Source organism: Citrobacter sp., from assembly GCF_050252275.1.
GTDB classification, from domain to species: domain Bacteria; phylum Pseudomonadota; class Gammaproteobacteria; order Enterobacterales; family Enterobacteriaceae; genus Citrobacter_A; species Citrobacter_A amalonaticus.
The window spans coordinates 1-21,575 of sequence record NZ_JBFWLF010000042.1; the positions used below are offsets into that span (position 1 = coordinate 1).

Here is a 21,575-nt window from a genome sequence, read left to right on the forward strand (position 1 = left end):
CGGCTGGCGTTTTTTACCCACTCGCATGGCCGCGGCGTCATTGCTGAATAACTCTTCCGGGCTAATTCCGTCGGCCTTCATCATTTCCAGCAAAGTATTAATTTTCTGCTGCTGTTCAGCGCGCTGACGCTGTAACTGTTCTTCTTCTTCACGTCTTTCTTTAGTGACGACCCTGAATTTCTCCAGCATTTCTTCAAGAACGTCAATGGAGAATTCGCGAGCCATGGCGCGTAATTTACGAATATTATTTAAGTTCTGTAACATCAAATTCATAATAATTAAAATCCTTTAACGCAAAAAAATTATTACACTGTGCAGTCTATTATATTATTAGAACATTTTCCAGCCCCTGGAATATAACAGAGGAAATACCACCTCCCGTTAATATACGCTAAATAATATTCCGGCTCATTTTCTCATTCTCTGACGAATAACCTCCATATCGGCTCATCGAACATAGAATGCGGTTTTTGCCTTACAGGGAAATCCCTCAATCAGAACACCAACATAACCTATTGATTTTTAATGATTTAAAATACACAAACAACAAAAACTCTATCCGGTACAAAAATCAGGCGGTTACAGAGTATTTTATCGACAAAAAGCGTCAAAATAAAAATATTTCGCTAGTTGATAGTTACAATGCAGCAATATACTCTAGCATCAAGCAAAAACACCACAACAAAACACTAACACGAGCTTATTTAACGGCAATTTTACCCCTTATTTACAAGGAGCATCAGCATGTTCTCACCACAGTCACGCTTGCGTCATGCTGTAGCAGACACGTTCGCGATGGTTGTTTATTGTTCTGTCGTGAACATGTTGATCGAGATCTTCCTCTCCGGAATGACCTTTGAGCAATCACTTTCGTCCCGACTGGTCGCCATTCCGGTCAACATTCTGATCGCCTGGCCCTATGGAATGTATCGTGATCTCTTTATGAAGGCGTCGCGTAAAGTGGGTTCTGCGGGGTGGCTGAAAAACCTGGCGGATGTACTGGCTTATGTCACCTTCCAGTCCCCGGTTTATGTCGCTATTCTGCTGACGGTGGGCGCTGACTGGCATCAAATTACCGCCGCAGTCAGTTCTAATATCGTAATATCGATGATGATGGGGGCGGTATATGGCTATTTCCTTGATTATTGCCGCCGCCTGTTTAAGGTGAGTCGCTACCAACAGGTTAAAGCCTGAAACGACTTTGCGACTGGCTGTGCCAGTCGCTTAATTAACTCGCCTCGCCAAACAGTCCATTCAAATAACGCTCAAGCGCAATACGCGAACTAAAGCCGTGAGGAATGCCGTAGTGTTCGTGGGTGTCCCCGGCTAAATAAAGCGGAAAATGCTGATAATGGTCGCAGGTTTTAATTTCAGATGCCGGTTCAGCCAGCGAAGAACTGCGCTCTTTTAATGTCGGATGAATCACCAGCGCAGTGCGTCCCATACGCGCTTCGCGATTAACATAGACATAATTCTCGCCACGTCGATAACCGTACGTTTTCTGTGTCACCACATCAACGGTAAACCCCACTTTTTCAAGTACGCGCGCCACCTCGTCAGGTCGTAAATACATATTTTTTCCTCGTTATCTTTTACTGCGGGCTTACCTTACCTGATTCAGCATTGGCAACGCTTTCAGAAAAGTCCATAAACGCACAATAACGCCGTGAGGCATCTCAGAAGTTAAAAATATCGACTAAACTGAAAGTCACATCGAAATCACTGGAGGATCATATGTTTAACCGACCGAACCGAAACGACGTAGATGATGGTGTGCAGGATATTCATAATGACGTCAATCAATTAGCCGACAGTCTGGAAGCCGTACTGAAGTCATTGGGCAGCGATGCGAAGGATGAAGCAGATACCGCACGGCGTAAAGCACAGGCGCTACTGAAAGAGACGCGTGCGAAAATGCATGGCCGGACGCGCGTGCAGCAAGCCGCCCGTGACGCCGTAGGCTGCGCTGATACGTTTGTGCGTGATAAACCCTGGTGTAGCATCGGTACGGCGGCGGCGGTGGGGATCTTTGTCGGTGCGTTGCTGAGTCTTCGACGCTGACGCTAAGGATGAGGCCGGGCCGGATAGCGTTTACGTTTATCCGGCCTGGCATAAACTCGACTAAAGCGCTGACTGAATGGCCTGTCGCAACCGCTTTGCCACCTGTCTTGCGATTTCAGGCGAAGCGATGTTAGTGAACGACAGCAAAATCCCTCCCATCCCCGATGTATTCAACCGCCAGCGACTCAGGGCCTGGACCGCCAGGCCCGCCTCATTGGCTTTGCGTACCGGCGCGATATCGTCACCGTCAACAGTAATCACCAGCTGTATCCCGCCCTGTTGGGGTACAACGTGAAATCCCTGTTCGCCGAGTGCCCTTTCCGTCCATTGCCTTCGCTGCGCATAGTGCTGACGCATTTTTTTCAGATGCCGCCAGAAATGCCCATCACGGATAAAATCCGCCAGCGTTTGCTGCCAGAGCAGCGGCACGCTACAGGCCATCCGTACCGCCTGCTGACGAAAACGACTCACCTGGTTTACTGGCACCACCAGCCATGCACAGCGCAAGGCGGGAAACAGCGATTTGCTGAACGTACCGGCGTAAATTACCCGCTGTGGCGCATCCAGACTTTTCAGCGGCGGCAGCGGTTTACCGTGATAACGAAACTCGCTGTCGTAATCATCTTCAATAATCCACGCCTGGGTATGTGATGCCCACTCCAGCAGTTGATGACGCCGGGCTAACGACAGCGCGACGCCAAGCGGGCTTTGATGGGCCGGAGTGAGTAGCGCAAAACGCGCATCCGGATAATCGCGGATCCCGGTCGCCACATTCAACCCGTCGTCATCGATCGGAACCGGCAGCAGCGCGACATTTTCCTGCTCAATCACCGGACGGATCAACGGAAAGCCGGGATCTTCAATCCACATGCCATCGCCCGGCGTGGCCAGCGCGCGCAGGATGAGGGTCATCGATGCCGCATAGCCTGAGGTGATAAAAATCTGCTCGGGCAGACAGTCAATACTGCGCGACACGCGCAGATAGTCCACGATTGCCTGGCGTAACACGGCTTCACCGCAGACGTCGCCGAGAGCCAGATCAAAACGCGTCTGCGTGCGCAGTCGTCGCCCCATCACCCGCGCCCAGATGTCTCGCGGGAAGAGATCCAACGCAGGAAGCCCCATCTGAAAGGGCTGAGGAACGGTACTTTCTCCGGCAAAGACCACCGGTTCGCTGTACGTCTGTTCCGGATGCAACTGTGCGCTGACAAACGTTCCCGCCTGCCCTCGCCGCTCCAGCCAGCCCTGTGCCACCAGCTCCACATAAGCGTTTTCCACCGTCGAGCGCGAAATACCCAGCTCCTGTGACCAGGTACGACTGGACGGTAGTCTGGCTCCGGGCTGGAGTTCCCCACGTTCAATGGCCGTTTTTAACTGACGGGCAATTTGCTGATAGCGCGGCATATGGTCTGCTTTTTTCGTAAAAATATGGCTCTCTTTTGCAGTCCATTATAGTGCTACATTGCCGGCCATCAACACGAGGAGAAGCACCATGACGACGTTACGCCAGCCCTACTATGAACTCAGCCCTGAAGTCTATAACGCCCTGGTACAAGCGAAAACGGCACTGGAAAACAGCGCGCTGGATACCACGCTGATAGAATTGATTTACCTGCGTATTTCGCAGATCAACGGCTGCGCATTTTGCCTGGAAATGCACAGCAAGGCGCTGCGTAAATCGGGTGTCACGCAAAGTAAACTGGACGCGCTGGCCGGCTGGCGAGTGAGTCATCATTTCAGCGCGCAGGAGCAAGCGGCGCTGGCATGGGCTGAATCGGTGACCGATATCGCCAGAACCCATGCTGAAGATGACGTTTATCTGCCGCTGCTCACGCATTTCAGCGCTCGCGAAATCAGCGACCTGACTTTTGCGATCGGCCTGATGAACTGTTTTAACCGCCTGGCCGTAAGCATGCGGATGTAATCCGGCGTTTTTTCAGCACAAACTCCCGCTCCCCGCCAGGCTCATCGGTGGGGAGTAATCAATCGATAATTCCCATATCTTGTATGGTTGAAACTTATTTCAACTACATCTAGTATTCCCTCTATCAGTACACACCCAAACCGACGCGTCTTATCGCGCCGTTCTTTCATTTTAAATGGAAACACGAATCATGCGCATTACTATTTACACTCGAAATGACTGTGTTCAGTGCCACGCCACTAAACGGGCGCTGGAAAGCCGTGGATTTGAATTTGAGATGATAAACGTCGATCTGGTGCCGGAAGCAGCGGATACCCTGCGCGCAGAAGGTTTTCGCCAGTTGCCGGTGGTCATTGCCGGCGAAACCCGTTGGTCAGGATTTCGTCCGGATATGATCAACCGTCTGCATCCAGAGCCTCGGGTAGCCAGCGCATGAACCCACTCGTCTACTTCTCCAGCAGCTCCGAAAATACGCACCGTTTTATGCAGCGTCTGGGGCTGCCCGCCATTCGCATTCCGCTAAATGAACGCGAACGGATCCGGGTAGACGATCCCTACATTCTGGTGGTGCCTTCCTACGGTGGCGGTGGCACGGCTGGCGCAGTACCACGACAGGTGATCCGCTTTTTAAATGATGCTCACAACCGGGCGTTAATTCGCGGTGTCATTGCCTCTGGCAATCGTAACTTCGGCGAGGCGTATGGTCGCGCAGGGGAAGTGATTGCCCAGAAATGCGCCGTACCCTGGCTCTATCGTTTTGAACTGATGGGAACCCCCGCCGACATCGACAACGTTCGAAAAGGAGTAAGCGAATTTTGGCAACGACAACCGCAGAACGCGTAACGCAGGAATCGCTGGATTACCATGCGCTGAACGCCATGCTGAATCTGTACGATAAAGCAGGCCGTATTCAGTTCGATAAAGACCGGCAGGCGGTCGACGCCTTTTTTGCCGCCCATGTTCGCCCCCACTCCGTCACGTTTAGCAGTCAGGAGGAACGTCTGCAAACGCTGGTGCGCGAAGGGTATTACGACGAAAGCGTTCTGGCACGCTACGATCGCGCTTTCGTGGTATCGCTGTTTGCCCGCGCCCACGCCAGCGGTTTTCGTTTCCAGACCTTCCTCGGCGCCTGGAAGTTTTACACCAGCTACACGCTGAAAACCTTTGATGGCAAACGCTACCTGGAAGATTTTGAAGACCGTGTGGTGATGGTTGCGCTCACACTTGCGCAGGGGGATGAAGCGCTGGCGTCACAACTCACCGATGAGATGCTCTCTGGGCGTTTCCAGCCCGCCACGCCCACCTTCTTAAACTGCGGTAAACAGCAGCGCGGCGAACTGGTCTCCTGCTTCCTGCTGCGGATTGAAGATAACATGGAGTCGATTGGCCGGGCGGTGAACTCCGCACTTCAGCTCTCCAAACGCGGCGGCGGCGTGGCATTTTTACTCTCTAACCTGCGCGAAGCCGGTGCGCCCATCAAGCGCATCGAAAACCAGTCCTCCGGGGTGATCCCAGTGATGAAGATGCTGGAAGACGCCTTTTCCTATGCCAACCAGCTCGGCGCGCGTCAGGGGGCGGGGGCGGTCTATCTGCATGCGCATCATCCGGATATTCTGCGTTTCCTCGATACTAAACGCGAAAACGCCGACGAAAAGATCCGCATTAAAACGCTCTCACTGGGGGTAGTGATCCCGGACGTCACTTTCCGCCTGGCCAAAGAGAATGCGCAGATGGCGCTGTTTTCACCGTATGACGTCGAGCGTCTTTACGGTAAGCCCTTCGGCGATATCGCCATAAGCGAACGATACGACGAACTGGTCGCCGACGAGCGCGTGCGCAAAAAGTACATTAACGCCCGCGACTTTTTCCAGACACTGGCAGAAATTCAGTTTGAATCCGGCTATCCCTACATTATGTATGAGGATACGGTGAATCGCGCCAACCCGATTGCGGGTCGCATTAATATGAGCAACCTGTGCTCGGAAATTTTGCAGGTCAACAGCGCCTCTACCTACGAGGAGAATCTTGACTACGCCCAGACCGGGCATGACATTTCCTGCAACCTCGGCTCGCTGAATATTGCCCACACCATGGATTCTCCGGACATTGGACGGACGGTCGAAACAGCGATTCGCGGGCTGACGGCGGTGTCAGATATGAGCCATATCCACAGCGTCCCGTCGATTGCTGCCGGTAATGCCGCCTCCCACGCCATCGGACTGGGACAGATGAACCTGCACGGCTATCTGGCACGCGAAGGCATCGCCTATGGTTCGCCAGAAGGACTGGATTTCACCAATCTCTACTTTTACACCATCACCTGGCATGCACTGCATACGTCGATGCTGCTGGCACGCGAACGTGGACAGACGTTTGCCGGATTCGCACAGTCGCGCTACGCCAGCGGCGAGTTCTTCACGCAGTATCTGGAGCAGAACTGGACGCCGAAAACCGAGAAAGTCCGGGCGCTGTTTGCCCGTAGCGGCATCACGCTGCCGACGCGTGAAATGTGGCGGTATCTGCGCGACGAAGTGATGCGCTATGGCATCTACAACCAGAATTTACAGGCGGTGCCACCGACCGGTTCGATCTCCTACATCAATCATGCGACGTCGAGCATTCATCCGATTGTCTCGAAAGTGGAGATTCGCAAAGAGGGCAAAACCGGGCGCGTCTACTATCCGGCCCCGTTCATGACCAATGAGAATCTGGATATGTATCAGGACGCGTATGAAATCGGCGCACAGAAAATCATTGATACCTACGCCGAAGCCACTAAACACGTCGATCAGGGCCTGTCGCTGACGCTGTTTTTCCCCGATACCGCCACCACCCGCGATATCAACAAAGCGCAGATCTACGCCTGGCGAAAAGGCATTAAGTCGTTATATTACATTCGCTTGCGACAGCTGGCGCTGGAAGGTACTGAAATTGAAGGCTGCGTTTCGTGCGCATTGTAAGGAGAGCAGTATGACATTATCACGCGTGAGCGCCATTAACTGGAATAAGATTCAGGACGACAAAGATCTCGAAGTGTGGAACCGCCTGACCAGCAACTTCTGGTTGCCGGAAAAAGTACCGTTGTCTAACGATATTCCAGCGTGGCAAAACCTGAGCGCCGCCGAGCAGCAGCTCACCATCCGCGTCTTTACCGGCCTGACGCTGCTCGACACCATCCAGAATATCGCCGGGGCCCCGTCGCTGATGGCAGATTCCCTGACACCGCACGAGGAGGCGGTGCTGTCGAACATCAGTTTTATGGAAGCGGTGCATGCCCGCTCCTACAGTTCCATCTTCTCTACGCTGTGCCAGACGAAAGATGTCGATGCCGCTTATGCCTGGAGCGAAGAAAATGCGCCGTTACAACAAAAGGCGCAGATTATCCTCGCGCATTACGCCAGCGACGACCCTTTAAAGAAGAAGATTGCCAGTGTGTTTCTGGAATCCTTCCTGTTCTATTCCGGCTTCTGGTTGCCGATGTATTTCTCCAGCCGCGGTAAGCTCACCAACACCGCCGATCTGATCCGGCTAATCATTCGTGACGAAGCGGTTCATGGCTATTACATCGGCTATAAATACCAGAAAGGACTGGAAAAACGCTCTCAATCCGAGCGTGACGAGCTGAAGGATTTTGCCCTCGAGCTGCTGATGGAACTGTACGATAACGAAGTCCGTTATACCGAAGAACTGTATGCCGACACCGCCTGGGCAGAGGATGTCAATGCGTTCCTTTGCTACAACGCCAACAAGGCGTTGATGAACCTGGGCTATGAGGCGCTGTTCCCGGCGGAAATGGCGGAGGTGAATCCGGCAATCCTGGCTGCGCTGTCGCCCAATGCCGACGAAAACCATGACTTTTTCTCCGGCTCAGGATCGTCATACGTGATGGGAAAAGCCGTCGAAACGGAAGACGAAGACTGGAATTTTTAACGGAAATTAATAGGGGAAATATCACGGCAATCATGATGGTAATATTTTAAGCAGATCACATTTTTATCACCCAATTATTTCAGGGTGATCTACACTCAATAGTGGTTGTCATATTCGCCTGAATTGCTGAAATTCAGGCGCGTTTTTAGTGGTCTTGACAAAAAATATTCACCGGCCGTGGTTTGCTCTCAGCCCTTATATCATGGGAAGTCCCGGCAATTTGCCTTCCTCTCTATATCCCCTCATATCGCATTCAGGGTTGTCTCAGATTCTCAGTATGTTAGGGTAGAAAAAGGTGACTATTTCTATCAGGTATCATATCGACATAAATAAATAACAGGAATCTTTCTATTGCATGGCAATTAAATTAGAAGTGAAAAATCTATATAAAGTATTTGGAGAGCATCCACAGCGCGCCTTCAAATATATTGAAAAAGGACTTTCAAAAGAACAAATTCTGGAAAAAACAGGGCTATCGCTTGGCGTTAAAGACGCCAGTCTGGCCATTGAAGAAGGCGAGATATTTGTCATCATGGGATTATCCGGTTCGGGTAAATCCACAATGGTACGCCTTCTCAATCGCCTGATTGAACCCACCCGTGGACAGGTACTGATCGACGGCATCGATATCGCCAAAATATCGGATGCTGAACTCCGCGAGGTGCGCAGAAAAAAGATTGCGATGGTCTTCCAGTCATTTGCGCTGATGCCGCACATGACTGTTCTGGACAATACCGCATTCGGTATGGAATTAGCCGGTGTAAGTGCTGAGGAACGTCGCGAAAAAGCGCTGGATGCCCTGCGCCAGGTGGGACTTGAAAATTATGCGCACGGCTACCCGGATGAACTTTCCGGCGGCATGCGTCAGCGTGTCGGTCTCGCCAGAGCATTAGCCATTAACCCTGACATCTTATTAATGGATGAAGCCTTCTCTGCGCTCGATCCCTTAATTCGTACCGAGATGCAGGATGAACTGGTGAAACTGCAGGCGAAACATCAGCGCACCGTCGTCTTTATTTCCCACGACCTTGATGAAGCGATGCGTATTGGCGACCGAATTGCCATTATGCAAAATGGCGAAGTAGTTCAGGTCGGTACACCGGATGAAATTCTGAATAATCCGGCGAACGATTATGTGCGTACCTTCTTCCGTGGCGTCGATATTAGCCAGGTCTTTAGCGCGAAAGATATTGCCCGCCGTAGCCCGGTGGGACTGATTCGTAAAACGCCGGGCTTTGGCCCCCGTTCAGCCCTAAAATTATTACAGGACGAAGATCGGGAATACGGTTACGTCATCGAACGCGGCAATAAGTTTGTTGGCGTGGTCTCCATCGACTCATTAAAAGCGGCATTAGGTCAGGCTCAGGGCATTGAAGGGGCGTTAATCGACGAGCCGCTGGCCGTAGATGCACAGACCCCACTTAGCGAGCTGCTCTCTCATGTCGGACAAGCGCCGTGCGCGGTGCCGGTTGTCGATGAGGAACAACAGTATGTAGGCATTATTTCAAAACGCATGCTGCTACAGGCTTTAGATCGCGAGGGTACAAACAATGGCTGATCAATCTAATCCGTGGGATACCGCACCAGCGGCTGAGAGCGCCGCACCATCCGCTGACGCCTGGAGCACGCCGTCAGGGACGCCTGCCGATAGCGGTGGCGCCGACTGGCTGACCAGCGCGCCTGCGCCAGCACCGGAACATTTCAACATTATGGATCCGTTCCATAAGACGCTGATCCCGCTCGACAGTTGGGTCACTGAAGGGATCGACTGGGTGGTCACCCATTTCCGTCCCGTCTTCCAGGGCATTCGTGTGCCGGTGGATTACATCCTTAACGGTTTTCAGCAGTTGCTGCTGGGGATGCCGGCTCCGGTGGCGATCGTCGTTTTCGCCCTGATCGCCTGGCAGATTTCCGGCGTCGGGATGGGGGTTGCAACGCTTGTTTCCCTGATTGCCATTGGCGCTATCGGCGCCTGGTCGCAGGCGATGATTACGTTGGCGCTGGTGCTGACCGCCCTGCTGTTCTGCGTGCTGATCGGCCTGCCAATGGGGATCTGGCTGGCGCGCAGTCCACGGGCGGCGAAGATCGTTCGTCCGCTGCTCGACGCCATGCAGACAACACCAGCGTTCGTCTATCTGGTGCCGATTGTGATGCTGTTCGGTATTGGCAACGTGCCGGGGGTGGTCGTGACGATCATCTTTGCGCTGCCGCCGATTGTGCGCCTGACGATCCTCGGGATTAACCAGGTTCCGGCCGATCTGATCGAAGCGTCACGCTCGTTCGGGGCCAGTCCGCGTCAGATGCTATTCAAAGTTCAGTTACCGCTGGCGATGCCCACCATTATGGCGGGGGTTAACCAGACGCTCATGCTTGCGCTCTCGATGGTCGTGATCGCCTCTATGATTGCCGTCGGTGGTCTGGGCCAGATGGTACTGCGCGGTATCGGACGTCTCGATATGGGGCTGGCTACCGTCGGTGGGGTCGGCATTGTGATCCTCGCCATCATTCTGGACCGTCTGACCCAGGCCGTGGGGCGCGACTCACGCAGCCGCGGTAACCGTCGCTGGTACACCACCGGTCCTGTCGGGCTCGTTACGCGCCCTTTCATTAAGTAATTCACCTGTTGCCCGGTGACGCTGCGCTTACCGGGCCTACACTCATGAACTTACACAAAATCATTCTGGTTGTATCGAGGCGGCAAACGAAGGTATCCCCAGGAGCGTACACGCAGTACGTGACTGGGGTGCATGAGTGCAGCCAACAAAGAGGCAACCTGAATGATGAAGTGTAATAAGGAACAACGATGCGACAGAAAATCATGATTGCCACAGCGTTTGCCACCCTTGTCTCCACCAGCGCTTTCGCTGCCGACCTGCCAGGCAAAGGCATTACCGTCCAACCGGTACAGAGCACCATCACCGAAGAAACCTTTCAGACGCTGCTGGTGAGCCGCGCGCTGGAGAAATTGGGTTACACCGTCAATAAACCGAGCGAAGTCGACTATAACGTGGGCTACACCTCTATTGCCTCCGGCGATGCCACGTTTACCGCCGTCAACTGGCAGCCGCTGCACGACGATATGTATTCTGCGGCAGGCGGGGACAAGAAGTTTTACCGCGAAGGCACATTCGTCACCGGGGCTGCGCAGGGTTACCTGATCGATAAGAAAACCGCTGAACAGTACAAAATTACTAACATCGCCCAGTTGAAAGACCCCAACATTGCTAAAATCTTCGATACCAACGGCGACGGTAAAGCGGACATGATGGGCTGCTCGCCAGGCTGGGGCTGTGAAGCGGTGATTAACCACCAGAACAAAGCGTTTGATCTGGAAAAAACCGTCGACGTCAGCCACGGTAACTATGCAGCGATGATGGCCGATACCATCACCCGCTTTAAAGAAGGTAAACCAATTCTGTATTACACCTGGACGCCTTACTGGGTGAGCGACGTGATGAAGCCAGGTAAAGATGTGGTCTGGTTACAGGTGCCGTTCTCCTCACTGCCGGGCGAACAGAAAGATATCGATACTAAACTGCCGAATGGCGCGAACTATGGCTTCCCGGTAAACACCATGCACATCGTTGCCAACAAGGCCTGGGCAGAGAAAAACCCGGCGGCGGCGAAACTGTTTGCCATCATGAAACTGCCGCTGGCGGACATTAACGCGCAAAACGCGATGATGCATGAGGGCAAAGCGTCGGAAGCTGACGTTCAGGGTCATGTTGACGGCTGGATAAAAGCCCACCAGCAGCAGTTTGACGGCTGGGTGAACGACGCGTTGGCGGCGCAGAAGTAATTGCCTCCTGAATGCTGGATGGCGCGCGATGCGCTTATCTGGCATACGATAGCCGGGAACGCGGTTCCCGGCCTGCTCCCTCCGTTCCCTCCCCTGATCGCACAATCCGGCACGCAACAAATCCCCAACATTCATAAATGTCCGCTATGATTGATTCCCAAAGAAATCATCACCTGACTCACGATTGCGAACATAATGACAAAAACCTCTCACGGGCTGAGCCCGGCACTGATCGTTCTCATGTCAGTGGCTACCGGTCTGGCCGTCGCCAGCAACTATTATGCACAGCCACTGCTCGAAACCATCGCACGCCACTTCTCACTTTCTGCCAGTTCAGCGGGGTTTATCGTCACCGCCGCTCAGCTTGGCTACGCCGCCGGTTTACTGTTTCTGGTTCCGCTTGGCGATATGTTTGAACGCCGGACGCTGATCGTCTCTATGACGCTGTTGGCGGCGGGCGGGATGCTGATTACCGCCAGCAGTCAGTCGCTGACGATGATGATCCTCGGCACGGCGCTGACCGGACTTTTTTCCGTGGTTGCACAAATTCTGGTGCCGCTGGCGGCGACGCTTGCCACGCCGAATAAACGCGGCAAAGTGGTCGGGACCATCATGAGCGGCCTGCTGCTGGGCATTTTGCTGGCGCGAACCGTGGCGGGACTGCTGGCGAATCTCGGCGGTTGGCGCACTGTCTTCTGGGTCGCCTCCGTATTGATGGCGCTGATGGCTATCGCGCTGTGGCGCGGCTTGCCAAAGGTGAAGTCAGACACCCACCTGAACTACCCGCAGTTGCTGGGTTCGGTATTCAGTTTGTTTACCCGCGATAAACTGCTGCGCACGCGGGCACTGCTGGGCTGCCTGACCTTCGCCAATTTCAGCATTCTCTGGACGTCAATGGCCTTTTTACTGGCCGCCCCGCCGTTTAACTATTCTGAAGGGATGATTGGCCTGTTTGGGCTGGCGGGTGCCGCTGGTGCGCTCGGCGCGCGTCCAGCTGGCGGTTTCGCGGATAAAGGACATTCTCACCTCACCACGACCTATGGCCTGCTGCTATTGCTGCTTTCCTGGCTCGCTATCTGGCTGGGACACACCTCAGTACTGGCGCTGATTGTGGGGATTCTGGTTCTGGATCTCACCGTTCAGGGGGTTCACATCACTAATCAGACGGTGATTTACCGTTTGTATCCGGAGGCCCGAAACCGTCTGACCGCCGGGTATATGACCAGTTACTTTATCGGCGGGGCAGCAGGGTCATTGATCTCCGCCTCGGCCTGGCAGCATGCCGGATGGCTGGGCGTTTGTCTGGCAGGGACGACCGTTGCCGTACTGAACCTGCTGGTCTGGTGGCGAGGATTTCACCGACAAGACGCTGCAATTTAAGCGCCCGGCAAGCGTTTGGGCTCCTGAGGGTGTTAAGGAGCCCCCCAGTCTGTTAAGGTGATAGAGATTATTAACCCTGATAATTTTAACATTGGTGATAACGCGCAAAACTCTATGGAAAGGCCCGCATCTCTGCCCAATACCCCTCCGGCTACCTGTGCGGAAGGATTCAAAGACAGCTTACCCATCGTCATCAGCTATATTCCTGTTGCCTTTGCATTTGGTCTCAATGCCACCCGTCTCGGGTTTAGCCCGGTTGAGAGTGTGTTTTTCTCCTGCATTATTTATGCCGGTGCCAGCCAGTTCGTTATCACCACCATGCTCGCCGCAGGCAGCACATTATGGGTTGCCGCCCTGACCGTCATGGCGATGGATGTACGCCATGTTTTATACGGTCCTTCCCTGCGCAGTCGTATCGCTCAGAAACTCAGTAAACCGAAAACCGCCCTGTGGGCGTTTGGTCTCACCGACGAAGTCTTTGCCGCTGCCACTGCAAAGCTGGTGCGGGATAACCGTCGCTGGAGCGAGAACTGGATGATTGGCATCGCGTTTTGCTCCTGGGCCTCCTGGGTGCTGGGAACCGTACTCGGCGCCTTTTCCGGCAGCGGTTTATTAAAAGGATTCCCGGCGGTCGAAGCGGCGCTCGGTTTTATGCTCCCCGCGCTGTTTATGAGTTTTCTGCTGGCGTCATTCCAGCGTAAACAGTCCCTGTGCGTGACCGCCGCCTTAGCGGGCGCACTGGCGGGCGTGACGCTGTTTTCCATCCCCGCCGCGATTCTGGCGGGGATTGTGAGTGGTTGTCTGACCGCGCTGATTCAGGCTTTCTGGCAAGGAGTTCCCGATGCGCTATGAGGTGCTGCTGCTCGGATTGCTGGTCGGCTGTGTAAATTATGGGTTTCGCTATTTACCGCTGCGTCTGAAGATGGGAAATACCCGTCCAGGCAAGCGTGGTGCAACCGGCGTTTTACTCGACACCATCGGCATTGCATCAATTTGCGCCCTGCTGGTTGTGTCAACGGCCCCTGAGGTCATGCTCGATGCCAGTCGCTTCGTGCCGACGCTCGTGGGCTTTGCTGTACTGGGTGCTAGTTTTTATAAAACGCGCAGTATCATCATTCCTACGCTATTAAGTGCTCTGGCCTATGGATTAGCGTGGAAAATGTTGGCGGTTTTATAGGTTGGAAAAATCATTTTAATTTAATAATACATTTACTTTATTTGTCACTGTCGTTACTATATCGGCTGAAATTAATGAGGTCATGCCCAAATGGATAGTTCGTTTACGCCCATTGAACAAATGCTAAAATTTCGCGCCAGCCGCCACGAGGATTTTCCGTATCAGGAAATCCTGCTGACTCGTCTTTGCATGCATATGCAAGGAAAACTGCTGGATAACCGCAATAAAATGCTGAAAGCTCAAGGGATTAACGAGACGTTGTTTATGGCGTTGATTACGCTGGAGTCTCAGGAAAACCACAGCATTCAGCCTTCTGAACTGAGCTGTGCCCTGGGATCATCCCGTACTAACGCGACACGTATCGCTGATGAGCTGGAAAAGCGCGGTTGGATCGAGCGCCATGAAAGCGACAACGATCGTCGTTGCCTGCATCTACAGTTAACCGATAAAGGCCATGCTTTTTTGCGCGAAGTATTACCGCCGCAGCATAACTGCCTGCATCAACTGTGGTCCGCTCTTAACACTGCAGAAAAAGAACAGCTTGAGCACATCACTCGTAAGCTTCTGACGCGTCTCGATCAGATGGACCAGGATGGTGCTATCCTTGAGGCGCTGAGCTAACGCGTCGACTCGCTCAATAATCCAGATTACCAAAGAAAACTGACTGGCCAGCACCTGAACGTGCTGGCCTTTCTGATAAACAGCTCGGCTCAGCCGACGAAAAAATAAGATCGTGGAGAACAACATGAGCGCAAATGCGGAGACCCAAACCCCGCAGCAACCGGTTAAGAAGAAAAGCAAACGTAAAAGTACGCTACTCCTCCTGACCTTGCTCTTTATCATTATTGCCGTGGCATATGGAGTTTATTGGTTTTTGGTACTGCGTCATGTCGAAGAGACCGATGATGCGTACGTGGCAGGGAACCAAGTTCAAATCATGGCACAGGTATCCGGCAGCGTGACGAAAGTCTGGGCGGATAACACTGATTTTGTTAAACAGGGTGACGTTCTCGTCACGCTCGATCAGACGGATGCCAGGCAGGCATTTGAAAAAGCGAAGACCGCGCTGGCCTCCAGCGTCCGTCAGACGCATCAGTTAATGATCAACAGCAAACAGTTGCAGGCGAACATTGCGGTGCAGAAAACGGCCCTTGCCCAGGCGCAAAGCGATTTTAACCGTCGCGTACCGCTCGGTAACGCCAACCTGATTGGTCGCGAAGAGCTGCAACACGCGCGGGATGCCGTGGCCAGCGCTCAGGCACAGCTTGATGTTGCCATTCAGCAATACAATGCCAATCAGGCGATGATTCTCGACAGCAAGCTGGAAGATCAGCCCGCCGTCCAACAGGCCGCCACCGAAGTGCGTAACGCCTGGCTGGCGCTCGAGCGAACGAAGATCGTCAGCCCAATGACCGGCTACGTGTCGCGCCGCGCCGTGCAGCCTGGCGCGCAGATCAGCCCTACCACGCCGCTGATGGCTGTGGTTCCGGCCACCAATCTGTGGGTTGATGCTAACTTCAAAGAGACGCAGCTTGCCCATATGCGCATCGGCCAACCGGCAACGGTGATCAGTGATATCTACGGCGATGACGTTAAGTACACCGGTAAAGTGGTCGGTCTTGATATGGGGACCGGTAGCGCCTTCTCACTGCTGCCAGCACAGAACGCAACCGGTAACTGGATCAAAGTGGTTCAGCGTCTGCCTGTACGTATCGAACTGGATGCACAGCAGCTGGCGCAACATCCGTTGCGGATTGGTTTATCGACGCTCGTCACCGTCGATACCGCGAACCGCGACGGTCAGGTGCTCGCCAGCCAGGTGCGCACTACGCCGGTGTCTGAAAGTAACGCCCGTGAAATCAGCCTTGCCCCGGTCAATAAACTGATCGAAGAGATTGTGCAGGCCAACGCAGGCTAATCTGAGGTGCGTGTGATGCAACAGCAAAAACCGCTGGAGGGCGCGCAGCTCGTCATTATGACGATTGCGCTGTCGCTGGCGACATTCATGCAGGTGCTGGACTCCACCATTGCTAACGTGGCGATCCCTACGATCGCCGGGAACCTGGGCTCATCGCTGAGCCAGGGGACGTGGGTGATTACCTCTTTCGGGGTGGCGAACGCCATCTCGATTCCCATTACCGGCTGGCTGGCAAAGCGCGTTGGGGAAGTGAAGCTCTTCATGTGGTCAACGGTGGCGTTTGCCATCGCCTCCTGGGCGTGCGGCGTCTCCAGTAGTCTGAACATGCTGATCTTCTTCCGCGTCGTTCAGGGGGTGGTTGCCGGACCGCTGATCCCGCTTTCGCAAAGTCTGCTACTCAATAACTACCCTCCGGCAAAGCGCTCTATCGCGCTGGCGCTGTGGTCGATGACAGTGATTGTCGCGCCGATTTGCGGCCCGATTCTGGGCGGCTATATCAGCGATAACTATCACTGGGGCTGGATTTTCTTTATCAACGTGCCAATCGGTATTGCCGTCGTTCTGATGACGCTGCAAACCCTGCGTGGACGCGAAACACGCACGGAACAGCGGCGGATTGACGCCATCGGGCTGGCGCTGCTGGTCATTGGGATCGGTAGCCTGCAGATTATGCTCGACCGGGGGAAAGAGCTGGACTGGTTCGCCTCACAGGAGATCATCATTCTGACCGTGGTGGCGGTGGTCGCCATTAGCTTCCTGATTGTCTGGGAGCTTACCGACGATAACCCCATTGTCGATCTCTCACTGTTTAAGTCGCGAAACTTTACCATCGGCTGTTTGTGTATCAGTCTGGCTTATATGCTGTACTTCGGGGCTATTGTTCTGCTACCTCAGCTTTTGCAGGAGGTTTACGGCTATACCGCGACGTGGGCGGGTCTGGCGTCCGCGCCGGTGGGGATTATTCCGGTGATCCTGTCGCCGATTATTGGCCGCTTTGCCCATAAGCTGGATATGCGCAGGCTGGTGACGTTCAGCTTTATTATGTATGCCGTCTGCTTTTACTGGCGTGCGTGGACGTTTGAACCGGGAATGGACTTCGGCGCCTCCGCATGGCCACAGTTTATTCAGGGCTTCGCGGTGGCGTGCTTCTTTATGCCGCTAACGACCATTACGCTGTCTGGCTTACCGCCTGAGCGTCTGGCGGCGGCATCAAGTTTGTCTAACTTTACGCGAACGCTGGCGGGGTCAATCGGGACATCGATCACCACCACCATGTGGACCAACCGGGAATCGATGCACCATGCACAGTTAACCGAGTCGGTGAATCCGTATAACCCGAATGCGCAGGCAATGTACGATCAGCTACAGGGATTGGGCATGACGCAGCAACAGGCGTCTGGCTGGATAGCCCAGCAGATAACGAATCAGGGGCTGATTATTTCAGCCAACGAGATCTTCTGGATGTCGGCGGGGATCTTCCTGGTGTTGCTCGGTCTGGTCTGGTTCGCTAAACCCCCGTTTGGTGCGGGCGGTGGCGGTGGTGGCGCGCACTAGGTAACAGCGATAAAAAAGCCCGTTCAGTCGAACGGGCTTTTTTAGCCGGTAAGCACACAGACAGCTAGATATGCAGTTCCTGCAACTTCTCTTTTGGCAGGGCCAGCTCTTCATTGCTGTTGACGCGAACGTCGCGCTCCAGAATATGACGCGCGATATCCTGTGCTTCACTCAGGGAGTGCATCTGATATGTACCACACTGGTAGACGTTCAGTTCCGGGATCTGATTCTGATCCTGAACTTTCAGCACGTCGGCCATCGCCGCTTTCCAGGCATCTGCCACGCGCTGCTCATCCGGCGTACCTATCAGGCTCATATAGAAACCGGTACGGCAACCCATCGGGGAGATATCGATAATCTCGACGCCGTTACCGTTGAGGTGATTACGCATAAAGCCTGCGAACAGATGCTCCAGCGTGTGAATCCCTTTCTCCGGCATCACCTCTTTATTTGGAATGCAGAAACGCAGATCAAACACGGTGATGGCGTCACCGTGTGGAGTGTTCATCGTTTTCGCCACACGGACTGCAGGTGCTTCCATCCGGGTATGATCGACAGTGAAGCTATCTAACAACGGCATTTAGCCACCTCCGATAATTTTTTATAAATAAACTGAACTCTTTGTTCCGGTGCGAGTCTGAGTATATGAAAGACGCGCATTTGTTATCATCATCCCTGTTTTCAGAGATGAAATTTTGGCCACTCCCGAGTGGCCTTTTTCTTTTCTGTCAGGCCTGCTGCTTTGCCAGCCAGCTGTCAAACGGTTCCGAATCTGCCGCTTCAACTTCGCGCTGACGACGTTTTGAGGCGTCACGTTCAGCCACAAAGTCTTCTTCCTGCAAAATTTCCAGCGGCTCTTCACGGAGCAGATTACGGTAAGCTTCGCCCAGCGCCCTGCCCGTACCGCCAATACCCGTATCAATCATAGACCGCAGAATACGTGCAGAGAACGTTAATTCCGGGTTATCAAAGCAGGCAACCAGTTCGTCACAGACTTTCTGATAATCCTCTCCGCCGTGGATGCTGTCCAGCGTTTGTGCCACACGCTTCAGATCGCGGAACAGATCTTTACCCACTTCGGGCAGCGGGAACTGTGCAGTTTCACAACCAATCCCTAACGTCAGGCCCGGCTTACGCCCTTCCAGAATCACCCGATTCCAGTTGGTACGCGTACATAGCAGCTCACTGCTGCTCATCTCCGGCGCATCGGCCAGCACACACCAGACCATAAACAGGTCAAGGAAACGCACCTGTTGCTCGTCCACGCCAATTGGCGAGAACGGGTTGATATCCAGCGAGCGGACTTCGATGTATTCGATACCGCCACGCAGAAGCGCATCTGAAGGCGACTCACCGCTACGCGTAACGCGTTTCGGACGAATCGGCGCGTACAGCTCATTTTCAATCTGCAGCACGTTGCTGTTGATTTGCAGACGCTTACCGTCTTTTTCCAGCCCTACTGCCGCATACTCTTCAGAAGGCGTTTTAATCGCCCGCTTCAATCCTGCCACATACTCGTAGAGATCGTTAAACGTAATTCCGAGATTGCTTTGCGACTTATTGGTATAACCCAGATCGCTCAGTCGCAGCGAGGTCGCGTACGGCAGGTAGTACATTCCGCAGTCGGTTTTCTCAAACGGCAGCGTGGTCGGTTTGCCCTGCAGGAAGGAAGCGCAAATCGCCGGGGACGCACCAAACAGATAAGGAATGACCCAGCCAAAGCGGTAATAGTTACGGATCAGGCGGAAATAGCCGGCAGAGATTTTCTCTTTTGCCTCTTCGCCTTCCACTACGCCGCATTTCGCCTGCCAGAATGCCATTGGCAGTGAAAAGTTGTAGTGCACACCGGAAATAGTTTGCATCAACGCACCGTAACGGTTTTTCAACCCTTCACGGTACAGCGTTTTCATACGACCAATATTTGAAGTGCCATATTGCGCCAGTTCAATGTCCTGACCTTCGGCAATGTAGCAAGGCATGCTCAGAGGCCACATGCGCTCATCACCCATATTTCTGGCGGTATAACGATGCAGGTCACGCATGAAGGTCAGCATATGCTGGATATCGCCGTCTACCGGTGTGATAAACTCCAGCAGCGCTTCCGCGAAATCCGTGGTAATCCATTTATGCGTCAGCGCTGAGCCTAACGCTTCAGGATGCCCCGTTGTCGCCAACGTGCCATCCGCATTCACGCGCAATGTTTCGCGCTCCAGCCCGCGCTGTATCCCCTGTAATGCCTGAGGATGCTTTTCCAGCCAGGCCAAAGCCTGTGATACGTCCGGGATCAAATTGACCTCCCGCCTGTCAAAATCGTATTAATTAGCATAATTGTAGTGGTTAACCTAAAGGCTAATCCCCAGGCACAATTAGTGCCACCAGGTAATGCCCTGAACGGTAGCAGCCGCGACGACAATATAACGCAGCGCTTTGCCAAGGCATAAAAAAAAGAGCACCTGCCCCCACGAGAGGCGCATCCATCCCGCTAACAGGCACAGTAAATCACCCACAACCGGCATCCAGCTTAATAATAGTGTGACCGCGCCATAGCGTTTAAGCCAGCCTGTGGCTTTCTCCTGCCAGCGCGATGTCTTGCGCAGCGGGAAGAAACGCCCAAGGATAACGTTAGTTAACCCTCCAAGGCTATTACCCATTGTTGCTGTTAAAACTAAGACCCAGGGATGACTGAGTCCGGCCAGTAACATGGCAATCAGAACGACTTCCGAGTTGCCGGGCAACAGCGTAGCGCTGAGGAAACTGCTGGCGAACAATGAAAGGAGCGACAGTCCGTCACTCACAGGAGTCGAACGTCCACAGCATCCATTCCGGCGGCGCGTGCTGCCTGGATACCAAAGTCCGCATCTTCAAATACCACGCACTGCGCCGGAGGCACGCCCATACGCTCCGCACAAAGCAGGAAAGTATCTGGCGCGGGTTTATGGTGCTGGACATGATCGGCAGCAACGACGGCATCAAAATAGCGACGCAGCCCCAGATGGGCCAGCAGCGCTTCCGCTACTGAGCTTTCACTGCCGGTCCCGACAGACATCGGGCGACGACCATGCCACGCTTTTACCACCTCAACCAGCGGCAACGGCTCGACGCTGTCGAGGAGCATGATTTTTACCGCGTCGGTTTTTTCACGGGCTAACGCGTGAGGATCGAGATCCGCATGATTCAACTCAATAATGGACTGAGCAATACGCCATGTGGCTGAGCCGTTAAGGGCAATCATCGCCTGAAGATCAAAATGCATACCGTAACGACCTAATACTTCAACCCACGCCTTACGGTGCGTCGGTTCAGTATCCAGAAGGGTACCATCCATATCGAAAATCAGACCCGCATAACGTTCGTACATAGCGCTCTCACCGGCAAGTAAACAGACGTTACTTTATCGTAATTGCTGGATTTTGTCGCTGACGACGATGCTGAGGATTGTTCAGGAGATGAATGCAAAGGAGTAAGGAAAAGAAAAAAATGGTGCATCCGGGAGGATGACTCGGCGAAGCCTCGCCCTTCGGGCCGTTGCTGGCGCAACGTTATCCCCCTGGTGCTCGCGATACTCTCGCAGACCATGAAACAACAAACTGGCTGTTATCCGGGAAAAGATGGTGCATCCGGGAGGATTCGAACCTCCGACCGCTCGGTTCGTAGCCGAGTACTCTATCCAGCTGAGCTACGGATGCATCGGGAAACTTATTTTACTGCTGATACTGATACTGCACAAAAGCGGTATCAAGTAAGAGATGGTGCATCCGGGAGGATGACACGGCGACGCCTCGCCCTTCGGGCTGTTGCTGGCGCAACGTTATCCCCCTGGTGCTTACGATGC

General features: G+C 53.6%; 23 protein-coding genes and 1 tRNA gene. 16 read left to right on the forward strand and 8 right to left on the reverse strand.

Going from position 1 to position 21,575, the window contains the following annotated elements; translation table 11 throughout:
• Positions 1-273, reverse strand: a 273-nt coding sequence (locus AB7E14_RS05595; protein WP_428169396.1) for a DNA-binding protein, incomplete at its 3' end; no start/stop codon positions are given.
• Between the two features lie 471 nt (positions 274-744).
• On the opposite strand from AB7E14_RS05595, the gene alaE reads away from it, so the two are divergent.
• Positions 745-1,194, forward strand: a complete 450-nt coding sequence (gene alaE / locus AB7E14_RS05600; protein WP_042999638.1) for an L-alanine exporter AlaE — start codon at positions 745-747, stop codon at positions 1,192-1,194.
• A 34-nt stretch (positions 1,195-1,228) separates the two neighbouring features.
• On the opposite strand, the gene AB7E14_RS05605 is transcribed toward alaE, so the two are convergent.
• Complete coding sequence (locus tag AB7E14_RS05605; protein WP_042999637.1) at positions 1,229-1,573, reverse strand: DUF2002 family protein; 345 nt, start codon at positions 1,571-1,573, stop codon at positions 1,229-1,231.
• A gap of 161 nt (positions 1,574-1,734) precedes the next feature.
• Here AB7E14_RS05605 and AB7E14_RS05610 point away from each other — a divergent pair, with 161 nt between their 5' ends.
• Positions 1,735-2,061, forward strand: a complete 327-nt coding sequence (locus AB7E14_RS05610; protein WP_042999636.1) for a DUF883 domain-containing protein — start codon at positions 1,735-1,737, stop codon at positions 2,059-2,061.
• 60 nt (positions 2,062-2,121) lie between these two features.
• Here AB7E14_RS05610 and AB7E14_RS05615 read toward each other — a convergent pair whose 3' ends face one another.
• Positions 2,122-3,465, reverse strand: a complete 1,344-nt coding sequence (locus AB7E14_RS05615) for a PLP-dependent aminotransferase family protein (protein WP_316962824.1) — start codon at positions 3,463-3,465, stop codon at positions 2,122-2,124.
• A gap of 88 nt (positions 3,466-3,553) precedes the next feature.
• Between AB7E14_RS05615 and AB7E14_RS05620 the strand changes: the two genes are divergently transcribed.
• The 14 genes from AB7E14_RS05620 to emrB all read left to right on the forward strand — a co-directional run bounded on the left by AB7E14_RS05620 (position 3,554) and on the right by emrB (position 17,743).
• Complete coding sequence (locus AB7E14_RS05620) at positions 3,554-3,985, forward strand: carboxymuconolactone decarboxylase family protein (protein WP_316962825.1); 432 nt, start codon at positions 3,554-3,556, stop codon at positions 3,983-3,985.
• Positions 3,986-4,175: 190 nt separating this feature from the next.
• On the forward strand, positions 4,176-4,421 hold the full coding sequence (gene nrdH, locus AB7E14_RS05625; protein ID WP_044266583.1) for a glutaredoxin-like protein NrdH: 246 nt from the start codon (positions 4,176-4,178) through the stop codon (positions 4,419-4,421).
• A complete protein-coding gene (gene nrdI / locus AB7E14_RS05630) occupies positions 4,418-4,828 on the forward strand; it encodes a class Ib ribonucleoside-diphosphate reductase assembly flavoprotein NrdI (RefSeq protein WP_042999632.1) in 411 nt (136 codons plus the stop codon). The genes nrdH and nrdI overlap by 4 nt, the downstream gene beginning before the upstream one ends.
• The gene (nrdE, locus tag AB7E14_RS05635) at positions 4,801-6,945 is read left to right on the forward strand and encodes a class 1b ribonucleoside-diphosphate reductase subunit alpha (RefSeq protein ID WP_316962826.1); all 2,145 of its coding nucleotides are present in this window, start codon (positions 4,801-4,803) and stop codon (positions 6,943-6,945) included. Before nrdI ends, nrdE begins: the two co-directional genes overlap by 28 nt.
• Positions 6,946-6,955: 10 nt before the next feature.
• Positions 6,956-7,915 (forward strand): class 1b ribonucleoside-diphosphate reductase subunit beta, encoded by a 960-nt coding sequence (gene nrdF / locus AB7E14_RS05640; protein ID WP_042999630.1) that lies wholly within the window; start codon positions 6,956-6,958, stop codon positions 7,913-7,915.
• A 355-nt stretch (positions 7,916-8,270) separates the two neighbouring features.
• Complete coding sequence (gene proV, locus AB7E14_RS05645; RefSeq protein ID WP_044326897.1) at positions 8,271-9,473, forward strand: glycine betaine/L-proline ABC transporter ATP-binding protein ProV; 1,203 nt, start codon at positions 8,271-8,273, stop codon at positions 9,471-9,473.
• Complete coding sequence (gene proW / locus AB7E14_RS05650) at positions 9,466-10,530, forward strand: glycine betaine/L-proline ABC transporter permease ProW (RefSeq protein ID WP_044326896.1); 1,065 nt, start codon at positions 9,466-9,468, stop codon at positions 10,528-10,530. Before proV ends, proW begins: the two co-directional genes overlap by 8 nt.
• Before the next feature lie 188 nt (positions 10,531-10,718).
• Complete coding sequence (gene proX / locus AB7E14_RS05655) at positions 10,719-11,714, forward strand: glycine betaine/L-proline ABC transporter substrate-binding protein ProX (protein WP_044326895.1); 996 nt, start codon at positions 10,719-10,721, stop codon at positions 11,712-11,714.
• Positions 11,715-11,909: 195 nt separating this feature from the next.
• A complete protein-coding gene (locus AB7E14_RS05660; RefSeq protein WP_216082199.1) occupies positions 11,910-13,094 on the forward strand; it encodes an MFS transporter in 1,185 nt (394 codons plus the stop codon).
• A 114-nt stretch (positions 13,095-13,208) separates the two neighbouring features.
• Entirely contained in the window at positions 13,209-13,946 is a 738-nt protein-coding gene (locus AB7E14_RS05665; RefSeq protein WP_058588281.1) for an AzlC family ABC transporter permease, read from the forward strand.
• Positions 13,936-14,271 carry an L-valine transporter subunit YgaH gene (gene ygaH / locus AB7E14_RS05670; protein WP_316962827.1) on the forward strand — a complete coding sequence of 112 codons (336 nt, stop codon included), beginning with the start codon at positions 13,936-13,938 and terminating at the stop codon, positions 14,269-14,271. Before AB7E14_RS05665 ends, ygaH begins: the two co-directional genes overlap by 11 nt.
• Before the next feature lie 90 nt (positions 14,272-14,361).
• The gene (gene mprA / locus AB7E14_RS05675) at positions 14,362-14,892 is read left to right on the forward strand and encodes a transcriptional repressor MprA (protein WP_044326893.1); all 531 of its coding nucleotides are present in this window, start codon (positions 14,362-14,364) and stop codon (positions 14,890-14,892) included.
• A gap of 124 nt (positions 14,893-15,016) precedes the next feature.
• Positions 15,017-16,189, forward strand: a complete 1,173-nt coding sequence (emrA, locus tag AB7E14_RS05680) for a multidrug efflux MFS transporter periplasmic adaptor subunit EmrA (protein WP_316962828.1) — start codon at positions 15,017-15,019, stop codon at positions 16,187-16,189.
• 15 nt (positions 16,190-16,204) lie between these two features.
• On the forward strand, positions 16,205-17,743 hold the full coding sequence (emrB, locus tag AB7E14_RS05685; protein WP_042999623.1) for a multidrug efflux MFS transporter permease subunit EmrB: 1,539 nt from the start codon (positions 16,205-16,207) through the stop codon (positions 17,741-17,743).
• A gap of 64 nt (positions 17,744-17,807) precedes the next feature.
• Here the strand turns inward: emrB and luxS are convergent, their stop codons facing one another.
• From luxS to AB7E14_RS05710, 5 genes are all read right to left on the reverse strand, one after another.
• Positions 17,808-18,323 carry an S-ribosylhomocysteine lyase gene (gene luxS, locus AB7E14_RS05690; RefSeq protein WP_003037312.1) on the reverse strand — a complete coding sequence of 172 codons (516 nt, stop codon included), beginning with the start codon at positions 18,321-18,323 and terminating at the stop codon, positions 17,808-17,810.
• Positions 18,324-18,471: 148 nt separating this feature from the next.
• A complete protein-coding gene (gene gshA / locus AB7E14_RS05695; RefSeq protein WP_042999620.1) occupies positions 18,472-20,031 on the reverse strand; it encodes a glutamate--cysteine ligase in 1,560 nt (519 codons plus the stop codon).
• A 78-nt stretch (positions 20,032-20,109) separates the two neighbouring features.
• Positions 20,110-20,538 (reverse strand): YqaA family protein, encoded by a 429-nt coding sequence (locus AB7E14_RS05700; RefSeq protein ID WP_044326646.1) that lies wholly within the window; start codon positions 20,536-20,538, stop codon positions 20,110-20,112.
• Positions 20,535-21,101, reverse strand: a complete 567-nt coding sequence (gene yqaB / locus AB7E14_RS05705) for a fructose-1-phosphate/6-phosphogluconate phosphatase (protein WP_316962829.1) — start codon at positions 21,099-21,101, stop codon at positions 20,535-20,537. The genes AB7E14_RS05700 and yqaB overlap by 4 nt, the downstream gene beginning before the upstream one ends.
• A gap of 251 nt (positions 21,102-21,352) precedes the next feature.
• Positions 21,353-21,429 (reverse strand) — tRNA-Arg (locus AB7E14_RS05710).
• Between the last annotated feature and the right edge of the window lie 146 nt (positions 21,430-21,575).

Excerpts from the sequence above, each read along its gene's own strand:
- AB7E14_RS05605 (WP_042999637.1), bottom strand. The coding sequence starts at position 1,573 with ATGTATTTACGACCTGACGAGGTGGCGCGCGTACTTGAAAAAGTGGGG.
- emrA (WP_316962828.1), top strand. The coding sequence starts at position 15,017 with ATGAGCGCAAATGCGGAGACCCAAACCCCGCAGCAACCGGTTAAGAAG.
- AB7E14_RS05615 (WP_316962824.1), bottom strand. The coding sequence starts at position 3,465 with ATGCCGCGCTATCAGCAAATTGCCCGTCAGTTAAAAACGGCCATTGAA.
- mprA (WP_044326893.1), top strand. The coding sequence starts at position 14,362 with ATGGATAGTTCGTTTACGCCCATTGAACAAATGCTAAAATTTCGCGCC.
- nrdF (WP_042999630.1), top strand. The coding sequence starts at position 6,956 with ATGACATTATCACGCGTGAGCGCCATTAACTGGAATAAGATTCAGGAC.
- ygaH (WP_316962827.1), top strand. The coding sequence starts at position 13,936 with ATGCGCTATGAGGTGCTGCTGCTCGGATTGCTGGTCGGCTGTGTAAAT.
- AB7E14_RS05665 (WP_058588281.1), top strand. The coding sequence starts at position 13,209 with ATGGAAAGGCCCGCATCTCTGCCCAATACCCCTCCGGCTACCTGTGCG.
- AB7E14_RS05660 (WP_216082199.1), top strand. The coding sequence starts at position 11,910 with ATGACAAAAACCTCTCACGGGCTGAGCCCGGCACTGATCGTTCTCATG.
- proW (WP_044326896.1), top strand. The coding sequence starts at position 9,466 with ATGGCTGATCAATCTAATCCGTGGGATACCGCACCAGCGGCTGAGAGC.
- nrdI (WP_042999632.1), top strand. The coding sequence starts at position 4,418 with ATGAACCCACTCGTCTACTTCTCCAGCAGCTCCGAAAATACGCACCGT.
- luxS (WP_003037312.1), bottom strand. The coding sequence starts at position 18,323 with ATGCCGTTGTTAGATAGCTTCACTGTCGATCATACCCGGATGGAAGCA.
- AB7E14_RS05610 (WP_042999636.1), top strand. The coding sequence starts at position 1,735 with ATGTTTAACCGACCGAACCGAAACGACGTAGATGATGGTGTGCAGGAT.
- alaE (WP_042999638.1), top strand. The coding sequence starts at position 745 with ATGTTCTCACCACAGTCACGCTTGCGTCATGCTGTAGCAGACACGTTC.
- yqaB (WP_316962829.1), bottom strand. The coding sequence starts at position 21,101 with ATGTACGAACGTTATGCGGGTCTGATTTTCGATATGGATGGTACCCTT.
- emrB (WP_042999623.1), top strand. The coding sequence starts at position 16,205 with ATGCAACAGCAAAAACCGCTGGAGGGCGCGCAGCTCGTCATTATGACG.
- proV (WP_044326897.1), top strand. The coding sequence starts at position 8,271 with ATGGCAATTAAATTAGAAGTGAAAAATCTATATAAAGTATTTGGAGAG.
- nrdH (WP_044266583.1), top strand. The coding sequence starts at position 4,176 with ATGCGCATTACTATTTACACTCGAAATGACTGTGTTCAGTGCCACGCC.
- AB7E14_RS05620 (WP_316962825.1), top strand. The coding sequence starts at position 3,554 with ATGACGACGTTACGCCAGCCCTACTATGAACTCAGCCCTGAAGTCTAT.
- proX (WP_044326895.1), top strand. The coding sequence starts at position 10,719 with ATGCGACAGAAAATCATGATTGCCACAGCGTTTGCCACCCTTGTCTCC.